Annotated in this window: 8 protein-coding genes and 2 pseudogenes; 4 read left to right on the forward strand and 6 right to left on the reverse strand. The window is 49.4% G+C overall.

The features are described 5' to 3' along the window. Window positions 1-176 precede the first annotated feature (176 nt). Window positions 177-2,585, reverse strand: a complete 2,409-nt coding sequence (locus LN737_RS29190) for a TonB-dependent receptor domain-containing protein (RefSeq protein ID WP_405514523.1) — start codon at window positions 2,583-2,585, stop codon at window positions 177-179. 516 nt (window positions 2,586-3,101) lie between these two features. Next, entirely contained in the window at window positions 3,102-3,740 is a 639-nt protein-coding gene (locus LN737_RS29195; protein WP_405514525.1) for an intradiol ring-cleavage dioxygenase, read from the reverse strand. A 187-nt stretch (window positions 3,741-3,927) separates the two neighbouring features. Here LN737_RS29195 and LN737_RS29200 point away from each other — a divergent pair, with 187 nt between their 5' ends. From LN737_RS29200 to LN737_RS29210, 3 genes and pseudogenes are all read left to right on the forward strand, one after another. Continuing rightward, a complete protein-coding gene (locus LN737_RS29200; protein WP_405514527.1) occupies window positions 3,928-5,049 on the forward strand; it encodes a sensor histidine kinase in 1,122 nt (373 codons plus the stop codon). A gap of 122 nt (window positions 5,050-5,171) precedes the next feature. Beyond that, window positions 5,172-5,909, forward strand: a complete 738-nt coding sequence (locus LN737_RS29205) for a LytTR family DNA-binding domain-containing protein (RefSeq protein WP_405514529.1) — start codon at window positions 5,172-5,174, stop codon at window positions 5,907-5,909. 107 nt (window positions 5,910-6,016) lie between these two features. Then, window positions 6,017-7,056: pseudogene (locus LN737_RS29210) on the forward strand (exo-alpha-sialidase). 101 nt (window positions 7,057-7,157) lie between these two features. On the opposite strand, the gene LN737_RS29215 reads toward LN737_RS29210, so the two are convergent. Then, on the reverse strand, window positions 7,158-8,546 hold the full coding sequence (locus LN737_RS29215) for a TolC family protein (protein WP_405514531.1): 1,389 nt from the start codon (window positions 8,544-8,546) through the stop codon (window positions 7,158-7,160). A 107-nt stretch (window positions 8,547-8,653) separates the two neighbouring features. Between LN737_RS29215 and LN737_RS29220 the strand changes: the two are divergent. Beyond that, window positions 8,654-10,284, forward strand: a pseudogene (locus tag LN737_RS29220) (amidohydrolase). Window positions 10,285-10,402: 118 nt separating this feature from the next. Here the strand turns inward: LN737_RS29220 and LN737_RS29225 are convergent. The 3 genes from LN737_RS29225 to LN737_RS29235 all read right to left on the reverse strand — a co-directional run bounded on the left by LN737_RS29225 (window position 10,403) and on the right by LN737_RS29235 (window position 14,150). Then, window positions 10,403-11,332, reverse strand: a complete 930-nt coding sequence (locus LN737_RS29225) for a nucleoside hydrolase (protein WP_405514533.1) — start codon at window positions 11,330-11,332, stop codon at window positions 10,403-10,405. A 128-nt stretch (window positions 11,333-11,460) separates the two neighbouring features. Beyond that, on the reverse strand, window positions 11,461-12,198 hold the full coding sequence (bla, locus tag LN737_RS29230) for a subclass B1 metallo-beta-lactamase (protein ID WP_405514535.1): 738 nt from the start codon (window positions 12,196-12,198) through the stop codon (window positions 11,461-11,463). A gap of 62 nt (window positions 12,199-12,260) precedes the next feature. After that, entirely contained in the window at window positions 12,261-14,150 is a 1,890-nt protein-coding gene (locus LN737_RS29235; protein ID WP_405514537.1) for a CocE/NonD family hydrolase, read from the reverse strand. Window positions 14,151-14,204: the final 54 nt, after the last annotated feature.

Below are 14,204 nucleotides of genomic sequence, written 5' to 3' on the forward strand. Positions count from 1 at the left end.
CTGTCTCTCCAGGCGTAAATTGTCGTGTCTAGCACGGTATAGATCGTGCTGTTACGTAATACTCCCGGCCCCCTGAAGAAGAGAAAATCCACGTTGGACTTCTCCTCCTTCAGGGGGCCGGGGGTGCCAATGGCCAATCAGCTATATCATTGACGTACTAAGCCAATAAAATCGTTTTAATTGCTTCCTTCACCCGACTTTTTATCGTCGTTGCTGATCCGTTTTTTCTGGCGCTGGTTACCGCCCATTTTACCGAACTCGTACTTCAGATTCAGCCGCCAGCCCCGGCGATACATGGCTACCTCCTGCGTCTGCACGAAATTGGGGCCGACAAAATCATTACGCCAGCCAATGGTCTCGCTGAACGGATTGTCGTAGCCAAAGCCAATGGTGCCTTTTTTCTTCAGAATTTCCTTTTGCAGCACTACGTTGTAGAACCCGAAGCCCCCATACGTACCCTGCAGCCCTACACGGGCAGAATTGTAAAAACCGAAGAGTTGTGCTTTATAGCCCTTCCCAAAATCAATACTCGAATTCAGGTTGATCCGGTACATCCAGTCGGCATTCCGGGTTTTAAGCTCTGCGCTTTCCAGTACGTTGTAAAACACGTTGAGCGACCCGTTTATCGACCATTGTTTCGTCAGTTTCGTATTGGCGCTCAGGTTCACGCCATAGGCCGAATTCTGCGCTACGTTCTGAAAAATCTGCTTCAGAACCCCTTCCTCGTCGACCGTATTGATGCTTTCGATGGCATTGTTTGTCTGGCGCAGAAAGAACGATGCATTCAGGCTCGTCTGCTTGATCGAAACGCTGTAGTTTGCTTCGACAGAATGGGTTAACTCCGGTTTCAGATATGGATTACCACCGTACAGATTTTTCGAATCCGACTGGTTGACGTACGGATTCAGGTAGTAAAACTGAGGCCGCTGGATCCGCTGCGAATAATTCAGCCGGATTTTCTGCTCTTTGGGCAAACTGCGCGACAGGCTGACGCTCGGAATAAAGTTGCCGTAGTTGTTCGAAAAAGGCGCGGTTCCGTTCAGGAAATTGGCCTGAATAAATGTGTGCTCATAGCGCATCCCCAGATTGTATCCCCATTTTTTCTTTGAGGTGCGGTTATAAACCGCATAGGCCGAGGCCACTTGCTGGGCGTAGTCGAATACGTTCGCCAGCGAAGGCATGTCTTTAAAGTCGGTTGAGCCGTCAACGGCACTGGCTATACGATAGTCGCTTAGTATCTGCCGGAAGATCGTTTTGGTGCCCATCTCCAGGGTACTGACACTATCCAGCGGGTTGGTGAAATCGAGTTGAAGGGTTCCTTCTTTGTTGTTGCTGATGTTGTAACTTTTCTCGCGGTAATAAATGGCATTGTCCCGATTCAACAGGTTGGCCCAGTAGTCGCTGTCTTCGCCTTCAAACGAGTAGAGCATCAGAAACGTCAGTTCTTTTTTGGGCTTTTTAAACAAGCGGGTATAATCCAGATTGATGGTAGCTCCGGCCCAGTCGTAGGTACGGCTCATGTCGCGACGAAAATACTGGCTAATAATGCCCCGGCTACTTTCTTCAAAATTGATATCGAAACCGTTGGTATTGATGCCGTTGTAATAGTTTAAGCCAGCTCCAATCCGGTTCAGTGAATCGACGTCCCAATCGACGTTCAGGGTGCCGTAGAAGTTTTTACCGTTACCCGTTACCCATTGGGTCTGGTTCTGGTTGGTGACCGTATCGCCAGCCGTAAATGACCGTAACAACTGAATAAACCGTTTATTTTTCCAATCGCTGTAACCGGCATTCGTCGATATAGAAACGCTTTTCATCCGGTGGTTCAGCGTAGCGTTCTGCCAGTTATTCCATTGGCCAAAATTGGGGCTGATGGAGCCATTGGTGCCTTGTAACGAATTTTTCTTGGTGATGATATTGATGATGCCGGCGGTGCCTTCGGCGTCGTATTTTGCCGATGGTGACGTAATGACTTCCACCTGCTTGATGATATCCGCCGGAATCTGTTTGAGGGCGTCCGAAATGCTGCGGGCCACAATGCTGGACGGTTTGTTATTGATCAACACCTTGATATTTGAGCTCCCGCGAAGCTGTACATTCCCTTCAATATCAACGGCTATCGACGGAATCTTCTTCAGTACGTCGGTGGCATCTCCGCCTTTTATACTGATATCTTTTTCGGCATTGTACACCATCCGATCCGACTTCTCCTCAAACAACGCTTTTTGCTCCGTTACGGTTACCTCAGCCAGTTTCTGCACAGACTGGGCCAGTTTGATAATACCAACCTCTACATCCTGCCCATTGGCTACTGTTACGTTCGAAACCGTTTTCGGTGTGTAGCCGACAAACGAAACCTGGATGGAATAGGGGCTATTATTAACTTTAGAGAAGAGAAAAAAACCTTTAGCATCGGCCGTAACTCCCTGAATCAACTTGCCTTCTTTCATCAGCGCTACTGTCGCAAATTCAACGGGTTTGCTGGCCGTGGAATCGAGCAGTAAGCCCGAGATTTTAGCTTGCTGAGCCAATACGAAGCCTGTGCTCAGCGCGAACGCGAGCAGGGAAAGTAGAAAAGATTTCATAGGATGTGCCGATTAACGACCGTACTAGTGGAGTTTGGTGTAGTGGTTGTTACGATACGCTAATGACGCCGGGCAGAGAGAAACGTTGCACAAAGCTTCCTAAAAGATTAAAATTGAATTAACCGAAAGCCAGAACCGCAAAAAAAGAAAGCCAGACGACGCAAAGTCACTTGGCTTTTGGTTCGCTTGACCGATCGGTTATTATTTAAAATTAGGTGCCTTTCACAGCATCCCCGTCTATCAGCGACTCACAGCCACCTAACTAGCCTTGCAACGAATTGTACGCCTGAATGAGAAAAATTTGAAAAATATGCCTGTTTTAAACTGTCCTTGAAAAGCGTTTTTTGTCATTCCGACGAAGGAAGAATCTCAACGTGCCCTTAGTAATTGAACTGGGAGAATTGAGATTCCTCCTTCGTCGGAATGACAAAAACGCTCATATTAAGCTTATTGTCAACAGTTTAGTCAATCTCAATTATTTGCATGGCTTCGCTGGTCCATTGACCAAAATAAATATTACTGATTTGCAGGGTAATTCGGAATGTTTTGACCGAGGTAAATATGTCGCTCGGCTTTATACATATTCCCGGCGTCGATAAGCTTTAGAATCCCGCTTCCGCCCCGGTTTTCGAGCTTTTGCCGTTTGTCGGCGGTCAGGAGCGGATCATCGTCAAACAGGTATTCGTCAATGTAATATTCAGGAAGGCCAGGCTCTTTTACGGTTACGTGTATGTGCGCTGGATCCGTGCGACCGGGGTAAGATGCCGGACGTAACGTAACAAACTTGTATTCACCTTTTTCGTTGGTACGCATCCATCCACGAATGGAGCCATGCCGTTTTTCCCACCCTTTGGCATCCGCTTTGGCTGTATAATGGCCGGTCTCATCGGTATGATAGATGTAGATAACGACGCCCGGCGCCGGTGTTTTTCTGTCAGCTTTATATACAACCCCATTAATACCCAGCGGCTTCTTGCCGTCCCACGTAGCGTCGGGTAGTTTAACAACCGTTTCCAGCTTATCAAAAGGCGCTGGACTCTCGTAAATCGCTTCGCAGCCCTCGCAGGGGCCGCCTACTTTTTTGTTCTGACCAAACGTATGCAACGTAACGGTCAGCATTGCGACCATGAGCAGAAAAACCCATTGATTTTTCATAATGTAAGCGGGTAAAAAGGTGTACGATAAATTGGCTGACTATCAGCACGTTGGCCAATGCGCTACCAAAACAACGACAGACGTTCATTATCGCAAAAAATAATAGACCAACAGCTGAAAAAATAGACGAATTTTCAGCGGCAATTTCCTTGCTCTACTTTTTCGGTCGTTGGTCGATATAATTTTCATGGCGATTGTCTTTTTTGTTCATTTACACTGGGTTACAACTGGTTTTGATATGGACTTTCTGGACAGACAGATAAAAATTCCGCTCTCGAACCGGACTATCCCGGTCAAATACGCGTTGGTCCATACTGCTTATTGGGTGCTGATTACCGGCTTTTTTCTGTACGAGAAACGCTACCTGATTTATAAGGCAGGGCTGCCCTATTTTGTGGCCTGCGTCGTCATCCGCGTAGCTCTTCTAATCGGAATCGCCTACCTCAATCTGCATTATTTGCTTCCACGTTATTTGCTGACCGGGCGGTATCTCCGGTACGTCTCGCTGGTACTTCTGTCCATTGTGGGCTATTTGCTCATACAAGCCTTTTACGATTACCTCATTTATGGCTTCATCATCGCGCCTACCCAAAGCCGAAACTGGCTTGAAACGCTGTCTTACAACTTTTTCAGTACGTTATGGTACCTAGGCCTGATGGTGCCGCTGAAACTAAGTATCGACTGGTATGAACAGCAGCGGTTGCTGCAAAAAATAGCGGTAGAAAAGCTACAGGCCGAAGTGAATTTTCTACGGTCTCAGGTAAACCCACATTTTTTGTTCAACATTCTCAATAACCTCTACGCCTTAACGCTGAAGAAATCGGATTTGGCGCCCGATATGGTGTTAAAACTGTCGGAAATGATGGAATACATGCTCTATGACAGCAACGATACGCGGGTGCCTCTCGAACGGGAAATTAATTACCTGCAGAATTATATTGAACTGGAAAAGTTGCGTTGTGGCGATTATTCAGACATTGCTTTACACATCCAGGGAAGCCCAAATGGTCAGGAGATAGCCCCGCTTCTGCTCCTGCCGTTAGTCGAAAATGCGTTTAAGCATGGCATTGGCAAACAGGCCGAAAAATCCTGGCTGCACGGAACACTAACCCTGAAGCCGACTGCCGTAGACATAACCATTGAAAACAATAAGCCGACAACGCTTCCGAAAAATGCGAAAGGCGGCATTGGCCTGACGAACCTGCGAAAACGGCTGGAATTGTTGTACCCCGGCCGCTATACGCTTCAGACAGAAGACCGGCTGAATACGTATAAAGCGGCCTTGCACATCTCATTTGCTGAGTCATAGCTTCCGAACCTTGAAAATGAGCGAACCATGGAAACTCTTTTTCGCCACCTGTTTTTGGCAATAGGTCTGATTCCTTTCTTCCATGCCGATGACAACTCTCTGTTTAAAACGCGATTACGCTCATGCTGAAATGCCTGGTTATCGACGACGAATCTCTGGCGCGGGAAGTACTGGAAAGCTATCTGGCCCGGCTCGATTTTGTTGAATCGGTACGTCCGTTTGGCAATGCTCAGGAAGCCCTTCTGTATCTGGAAAGCCACGAAGCCGATGTGTTGTTTCTGGACATTGAAATGCCCGGCATGAATGGCCTTACCTTCCTGAATCAGATTTCCGAAACCACTCGCACACGTCCACCGATTACCGTTTTCACAACCGCTTACCGCAACTATGCCTTCGAAGGTTTTGAACTCGGCGTAATCGACTTTTTGCTCAAACCCATTGCCTATCCCCGATTTTTGCAGGCTATTGAAAAAATCCGCGACTTTTTGGCGCTGAAAGATCAAAACGTCAACCTTGAGAAAAACGCATCCGAAACAGCACCCGAGTCGATATTTGTCAAGAGTGGCGTTCAGCGTATTAAATTGAACTTCGACGACGTAACCCATATTCAGGGACTGAAAGATTACGCTATTATTTATACAACAACCAGCAAAATCGTTATCAAAGGCTCCATCAAAGCCATGCACGATATTTTTCCACAGAGCCGGTTTGTACGTGTGCATAAATCGTTTATCGTAGCTGTAGCCCGCATTACCCGTATCGAACACAACCGACTGATAATGAACGCTCACCAAATTCCGGTTGGACGCAACTACCGCGAAGATCTGGAAAACGCCCTGCCCAATCGCCGTCAATTGTAAAGCGCGAAAGCGTATAAATGCCTATTATCGCGCTTAAATCAATACAGAGCGTACTGGCGGTCTCTACCTCAGTACCAGCAGAACTCGTTCAACCCATTTGCCATAGCATGAAAAAAGCCCTCTCATTAACCGTTTCCTTATTTCTCATTACGTATCGCCTGATTGCGCAGCCAGGCAACCCTGCGGTTGTGCAGCGGGAGTTGATTTATGAACAGGCGCCCTTCCCGGAATGCCATGCGTCTACCCTGGCCGAAACGCCCTACGGGCTGGTGGCCTCCTGGTTTGGCGGCACACACGAACGCCATCCCGATGTCGGTATCTGGGTGAGCAGCAAGACAAAAACCGGCTGGACTCCCCCGTTGAAGTAGCTACAGGCGTACAGCCCGATGGGAAACGGCTCCCCTGCTGGAATCCCGTGTTGTTTCAGGTTCCCGGTGGCGAGTTGCTGTTGTTCTATAAAATCGGGCCTAGTCCCTCAACCTGGTGGGGGATGCTGAAGCGGTCGAAAGACAATGGCAAAACGTGGTCGGCAGCGGAACGACTGCCGGAAGGAATTCTGGGACCGATAAAAAATAAGCCGGTCTTGTTGTCGTCGGGTGTGCTGCTGTGTCCAACCAGTTCAGAAGACCATAACTGGCGCGTTCATTTCGAACAAACCAGCGACTGGGGCAAAACCTGGCAAAAAACACCACCCATCAATGAAGGTGTTGAAGATGGCGCCATCCAGCCAAGTATTCTGTTTCACCCAAATGGGCAATTGCAGGCGCTTTGCCGGGCTCAGAAAGCGGGTTTTATTCTGGAAACCTGGTCGAAGGATAGCGGAAAAACCTGGTCACCTTTACAGAAAACCTCACTGCCAAATCCAAATTCCGGTACGGATGCCGTAACCCTGAAAGATGGCCGACAAGTGCTGGTGTATAACCCCACATCGCCCGTAGCGGGTAAGAGTGGCCCCCGCACCCCGCTCGACGTAGCTATTTCCAGCGATGGAAAAACCTGGAAAACACTGGCTGTATTGGAAAATGAACCGGGCGAATATTCGTATCCCGCCGTGATCCAGACTACCGACGGCCTCATTCACATTACCTACACCTGGAAACGCCAACGCATCCGACACGTAGTGATCGATCCTAAAAAAATATCCTGAACGGCTGCGTTTGGGCTGTTATTTTACGGAAACAGGAAGCGCCTGCTACCGATTACGTTAGTTAATGTGATCGGTAGCAGGCGCTTCTTTATTTAATCCGGCTATAAACCCAATTCCTGCGTGATGGTACTGCTGAGACGTAGCAGTTCGATTTCGGCGGCTTTTGCATTGTATTCGGCCTCAATCAGTCGGGTTTGGGCGTTAATGGCGTTACGTTGCACATCCCGAAACTCCACAAAGGTTGAGTTACCAATGCGATACCGATCATAGGCAATCTCTACGTTCTGATTGGCCAGCTGATTGTTTAGCACCTCCAGATTTAATAGCTGCAGGTTGTTCTGATAAGCCTGATACGTCTGGCTAAGCGCCGACTGGAGTTGCAGGCGCTGGTTTAGCTCCTGATCCTGCGCGATAATGTTATTGACCCGTGCGTTCTGAATCTGGCGTTTCAGATTGTACCCGTTAAAAATCGGGATTGCAGCAACGATATTGTAGGTTAACGCACTAGTTCGGCCAGTAGCTACCCCAAATCCTCCCTGGTTGTCCTGAAACTGATAGTTGTAGCCTGTCTGCGCCGTAACGAGCGGTAATTGCTGCGCGTTAGCGAGCTGTAAATTCAGATCGACCACAGTACGGTTAAGCACAGCGGCAGCAAGCTGCGGATTGTTCTGCGTCAGCGACTGCTGAAGCGGTGCCAGTTGCAGATCAGGGCGGGCAATGATCGAATCACGAAGCGAAAACTCGGTTTGTGGCTCCCTGATCAATAAGGTGTTCAGGATAATTTTGGCGTTACGTAGCGCCTGTTCCTGCGAGAGCAGAGCCGCACTGTCGGTATTGTAATCGACCTGAGCACTTAGGAAATCGACTTTCGAGCGAGTACCAACATCGTAATTGGCCCGGGCCAGTTCGAGCCGTTCCCGCGAAATATCAAGCGCCTGACTAAACGCGATCAGGCGTTGCAGCTGGCGAACCACATCATAATAGCTCGTTGCTACGCTCGCCACGGTTGCTTCGACATTGGCGCGGGTGTTTACTGTACTTATCTGAAGCAATTGCTTAAGCTGCGCATAGAGCGACCGCCGGGCGTATCCGTTGAAAATCGTGTAGTTGACGTTGACACCCAGGTTGGATGTCCGGTTGAAGATTCCTCTGGCTTCCTGCGGAGGCCGGATGTTATCGATAAAGGTCTGCCGGAAATTTTGCAGGCCACCGTTGGAGTTCGCATTAAAAGTGAGTGATGGCAAATAGCCCGCATTCCCCTTTGTGTAATTGTTTCTAGCAATCTCTTCCAGCGACCGGTTAATATGAACCTGGTAATTTTTTTCGACGGCCTGACTAATCGCCTGTTGGAGCGTTAGCAGTTCGCCGGGTTGCGGCAACGTAGCCATGGTGAAGGTACGTTGCTGAGCGCGTTGTATAGCATTTTTAGGTTGTTGAGCGAGTACCGATAACGGCAAAAAAGAGAGTAAAATCCAACTGCTGAGCTTCATTGAATTGGTAGTAACAAAGACGATTAGAGCAAAATTACAAGAATCTATCATTGTCCCGTCAGCTTATTCTGCTTTCGCTTATCTTGCAACCTTTCCTGTCAACTGGTATGAAACAGTCAGTACTGCTATTTTCTACTCTATTAACCCTGCTGTGGGGCTGTTCTTTCAAAAAAAAGGCCGATTTACTAGTCACTAATGCCCGAATTTATACGGCCGATTCAAGTTTTTCTACCGCCGATGCCTTTGCTATTAAAGATGGAAAATTTCTGGCTATAGGTTCTGCCAAAGCCCTGGCCGACCAATATGAAGCTGCAACCACAACGGATATGGGCGGCCAACCCGTCTATCCTGGTTTTTATGATCCGCACTCCCATTTTCTGGGACTGGGGCAGGTGCTCGATCAGGCTGATCTGGTGGGTGCTACGTCGTACGATGAGGTCATTGAGCGATTGAAAACGTTTTATCAGGCGCACCCGAAAGTGATGTGGCTTACGGGTAGAGGCTGGGATCAGAACGATTGGGCCGAGAAAGTATTTCCAACGAAAGAGAAATTGGATGCCGCGTTCCCGGATGTACCCGTAGTTTTGATGCGGGTGGATGGTCATGCGCTGCTGGTTAACTCCAAGGCGCTCCGGCTGGCGAGCATAACGGCAGGATCGAAACTGCCGGGGGCGAGGTCGTGCTGGAAAATGATCAGCCAACCGGCGTATTGGTGGATAATGCCATGTTGCTTATCAAACGCGTGATTCCACAACCCGACAATGCCGACAAAACCCGGATGCTGCTGAATGCGCAGAAAGCCTGTGTGGCGCTAGGTCTGACGACCGTTTCTGACGCTGGTATAAGCCCCGACGAAATTAATTTGATCGATAGTCTGCATCGAACCGGCAAACTCAAAATCCGGGATTACGCCATGATTAGCCTCGGCGAACCCAATCTGAATTATTTCCTGAAACGAGGTCCGTTCCAAACCGAACGGCTGACGGTACGTTCGTTTAAACTCTATGCCGATGGCGCACTCGGTTCGCGTGGAGCCTGCCTGCGTAAACCCTATGCCGACCGGCCCGAAACAGGCGGGTTTCTACTGCTTAGTCCTGCTGAATTGGAGCGCGTAACTAAACTGCTGTATAGCTCAAAGTTTCAGGCTAATACGCACTGCATCGGTGATTCGGCTAACCACCTCATGCTCAGTTTTTACGGCAAACTCCTGAAAGGCAGGAATGACCGACGGTGGCGTATTGAACATGCACAGGTTGTTTCGCCCGAAGATGTCTGGGAATTTGGACGTTATTCGGTCATTCCGTCTGTCCAGCCCACGCACGCTACGTCGGATATGTACTGGGCTGGTGACCGGCTGGGGCCTGTTCGTGTCAAAGGGGCGTATGCGTTTAAGGATTTGATGAAGCAAAACAACCTGATTGCGTTTGGCAGCGACTTCCCGGTTGAGGCCGTCAACCCGCTGTTTGGTTTTCATGCCGCTGTTGCCCGGCAGGATGCTAAAAACTATCCGGCAGGCGGCTACCAGATGGAAAACGCTGTTGACCGCAAATCAGCACTGCTGGCTATGACGCGCTGGGCAGCCTACGCCTGTTTTGAAGATAACCTACGGGGGTCTATTGCCCCCGGCAAACAGGCTGATTTTGTGGTGCTTGATCGCGACATTATGCTGGTTCCGAACGAGCAGCTCCGCGATACAAAAGTTCGCCAGACCTGGATTGGCGGAGAACGGGTTTATTGATCATAGTCATTGGTCATTACGCTTCGCTGTCACTGGCCATTTGGCATTGGTGGTTGGCTACCAGTTCTAATGACTACTGACCAATGCCCAATGACTAACTACCAATGACCAATCTGTCTTACTGTTTAAACTGGGTCAGCAGGTATTCGTAAAAATAAGTCGTATTGACGTCAGTGGCTATTTTTAGTTCGTAGCCCTGATCATCCAGATACGTTTGTCCGGCATTGGGCGGGCGCGTACTGACAATAGCGTTGACGGTTTCGATAGTAAACTGCTCAGGGATGGCCAGATAGCTCGTCGCCAGAATATCCCACATGAAATAGGTGTAGTGATAACTGGGAATGGTGTCGAGCGTCAGCGCCCACAGCTGACCGGCGAGGTTCGATAGTCTGTGTTCCATCTGTGAAGCCAGTGTTGCCAGAAATGTTTTCGTTACGGGCACATGATTCGTTACGTCGAGTGGGATGAGCGTTAACGGCAAGCCATACTCAACCAGCCTGCGGGAGCTTATTGGGTCCCAGAATACATTCCATTCAGCCGAACCGTCGTGCTGGTACATCTGCACATTTCCACTTGTCCGGAACGCGCCCGCCATCCAGACGATTTCGGCGATTTTGTCTTTTAAATGTGGAGCTTTGTCCAGCGCCAGCACCAGATTCGAACAGGGGCCAGTCAGCAGAACCGTTACTTTATCCGTAGCGGATGACAGTTTGTCGATGAGCAGCTCAGGCGCACTCGGGTACGTGTATGGGTCAGGTGATTTCGGCAGATTAATCAACATGGGTAAGACATTCATAATCTCCGGGCGCGCCCGCCATTCGGCCGGAAACGCGTTGATGCCGTAATAATCCCCTCTCCCAAGCGGTATTTGCTCTTTTCCGGTTAGCTGGAGCAACTTATAGGACGATTCGAGCGCGGGTTCGATATAGCAATCCGCCGGTGTAACGGTAACGCCAATCAACTCGACATCCTGCATGGTCAGGATAAGCAGCAACGAAAGCAGATCATCGATGCCGCCGTCGTGATCCATCAGAAGAAGTCTGGGCATGACAATAAAGGGGTTAAGTCATTGGTGGTCATTGGTCGTTCGCAACGTTGTCATTACTTATTGGCGGCCAGTTCTAGTGACTACTGACCAATGCCCAATGACAGCGTAATGAATGACCAATGACTAAATCATTTCTGTTTGGCAAGGAGTTGCAGCGTATGCTCCAGTGCCTTTGTGTCGCTCCAGTCCTGATGGCCGGGTACAACAATTTTAGCCTTACCGAATTGGGTGATCAACTTCCGAATCGAACCAGCCCATTCGTTGAGGTTCGCATCGGCCAGGTTACCCATACCAAAAGCCGCTACGCTTTTTACCAGGCAGCCCCCATACAGAATCTGCTGATTAGGTAGCCAGACGACGATGTTATCGTTGGTATGGCCTTCGCCGGGAAAGTAACAACGTATCGGCTCCTGCCCTACTCTAAAAGTTGTGTCGGCGGGCAAAATGCCTTCAGGCGATTCAAATCCCTGTTTCACCGATTTCTGAGCGGTTAACGGTGTGCTGATTACACGTACACCCGCTTTCCGGAGTTCACTGATGCCGCCCACACGGTCGTCGTGGGCGTGCGTAACGATGCAGAGCCGGACAGGCTGATGCAGGTTATGGGCCACCCATTGAAGCAGTTGCCTTGTGTTGTCGGTATCCTCTTTCGTATCCCAGCCCGTATCCACCAGAACAACCCCATCTTTTGTCTTAATAATCAAGCCATTGGAAGGGAAAGGTGTTTTGTTGAAAATGCCATAGGACGTATGCACATATACGGTGCCATTAAGCGGAGTGACGGTGAGTTTGGGCTTTTGTATTGCCTGCGCCTGGGAAAATCCCTGGAATAGAAAAATGAATATGAGTGCAATTAAAAAACGCATGGCTTGACCTACAGCTATTTTTAAAATTGAAGCGGTTTTGGCACGTATTGCCAGGGCAATTTTCAGGGATTCAGCACGCCTATTTTCAGGAAGCTGGTCCCCTGACTGCCATGATAAACGCGGTGCGTGGCTTTCTGATAATCCGACTCTTTTGCGCTGAAAACAGGCACAAACTTCTGCGGATTTCGGTCGGCCAGCGGGAAGCACGAACTTTGCACCTGAACCATCAATCGATGGCCTTTTTTGAAGGTGTGCAGTACGTCCTGTAGCTCTACTGCTACCGGCGTTGGCTGATTGGGCTTAAACGCTTCCGGTTTGCTGACATTATTCCGATACCGACCCCGAATGATTTCACTACGTATCATCTGCTGATAATTGCCGTACACTACGTCGGGCTTCTGCGGTTTCTGGGGCGCGTCGGGTGGGTATACATCAATGACTTTCACCATCCAGTCGGCATCAGTACCCGTAGTCGATACGGTCAGTTGCGCCAGAATAGGTCCCGCCAGCGTTAAGTCGTCGGTAAGTGGCTCCGTCTGAAACGTCAGTACGTCGGGGCGGGCCGAAGCGAACCGCTGGTCATCGACCATATATTCAGCCGAGAAGCCATCGTTAATTTTGCTGGCAAATGGTACGGGGTGCGCCGGGTCGGACAGAAACTCCGAGAACGATGCTCCAGCCGTTGATGCAGAAAAGCCAAGTTTACCACTCGACTGCAAATACAGCTGCTTTTGCTGCAATCCTTTCGGCGGATACGTATCGAACGAGCGCCAGCGGTTGGTGCCTGTCTCGAACACGGTAGCTTCAGGTAGGGCCAACGGGGTAGTTTCGTTGAAGAGATAATGCCTGAAAAATTTCGCTTCGATGTTTTCTTGATAATAGGGTGAGGTTTTCGAGCCAAAATCCAGATCAGCCAGGGTTTGGCCGGATGAACCCGCCCAGCCACCGTGTATCCAGGGTCCCACAACAAAGATGTTCTGAATACCCGGATTCTGCTTTTCGATGGCTTTATAGGTATTAAACGTACCGAACAGGTCCTGCTCATCGTACCAGCCGCCAACAACCATTACGGCATGTTTGATCCCCTTGAGGTGCGGCAGAATATTCCGTTTTTTCCAGTGATCATCATAATCCGGGTGATCGAAACTTTCGTGATAATACTTGTTCCGGCCTTTGTAATATTGACTTTCCGAGTTCGCCGTTGAGCCCATGTTCAGGTAAAAGTGATACCCATCGGGATCGTTGATTTCGAACAGCGGGGGCGGATTCTGCTTGGTTGGCTGCTTATGTTCCTGAAAAAAGGCGTAGAACCCAAAGTTGGCCGCAATCTGAAAGGCGCCATTGTGAAACGTATCGTCGTGCCATAAATCGGCCATGGGCGCTTGTGGCGACGAAGCTTTCAGCGCCGGATGGCCCGATACGGCACCTGCCGAGGCAAAAAATCCCGGATAGCTGATACCCCACTGCCCTACACTTCCGTTATGACTCGGTACGTTTTTGAGTAGCCAGTTGATGGTATCGTAGGTATCTGAAGCCTCATCGTGATCGGCATTACTTTTTTTTACATCGATGTGCGGAGTCATCTCCGCAAACGTACCCTCCGATGCCCAGCGTCCCCGAACATCCTGATAAACAACGATGTAATTGTCGCGCAGCATAAATGGATTAGGGCCAATACGTCGCCGGAAACGATCTGTTCCGTAAGGTTGGCAACTGTACGGCGTTCGCTGGATCAGAATCGGATGTTTTACCGACTGGTCTTTGGGGGCATATACCTGCGTGAATAGTTTGGTCCCATCGCGCATGGGTACCATAAATTCAGACTTCTGATATTGCTCACGCGCATAGGCCGAATCCTGTGCGGGTGTAAACGGGTACGAACTAGCGGCTGGGGTTGTCTGCGCAATGGACAGCGCGGGAATCAGGGCCAGAAAAGCAAAGAGTGTTTTCAACGGAGGAGCATACGGTTGTTTTCCGCTGCAAAATAGAAAACAATTTAAAGAATC

This window comes from Spirosoma sp. KNUC1025 (assembly GCF_045160025.1).
GTDB lineage: Bacteria > Bacteroidota > Bacteroidia > Cytophagales > Spirosomataceae > Spirosoma.

Excerpts from the sequence above, each read along its gene's own strand:
- LN737_RS29190 (WP_405514523.1), bottom strand. The coding sequence starts at position 2,585 with ATGAAATCTTTTCTACTTTCCCTGCTCGCGTTCGCGCTGAGCACAGGC.
- LN737_RS29195 (WP_405514525.1), bottom strand. The coding sequence starts at position 3,740 with ATGAAAAATCAATGGGTTTTTCTGCTCATGGTCGCAATGCTGACCGTT.
- LN737_RS29200 (WP_405514527.1), top strand. The coding sequence starts at position 3,928 with ATGGCGATTGTCTTTTTTGTTCATTTACACTGGGTTACAACTGGTTTT.
- LN737_RS29205 (WP_405514529.1), top strand. The coding sequence starts at position 5,172 with ATGCTGAAATGCCTGGTTATCGACGACGAATCTCTGGCGCGGGAAGTA.
- LN737_RS29215 (WP_405514531.1), bottom strand. The coding sequence starts at position 8,546 with ATGAAGCTCAGCAGTTGGATTTTACTCTCTTTTTTGCCGTTATCGGTA.
- LN737_RS29225 (WP_405514533.1), bottom strand. The coding sequence starts at position 11,332 with ATGCCCAGACTTCTTCTGATGGATCACGACGGCGGCATCGATGATCTG.
- bla (WP_405514535.1), bottom strand. The coding sequence starts at position 12,198 with ATGCGTTTTTTAATTGCACTCATATTCATTTTTCTATTCCAGGGATTT.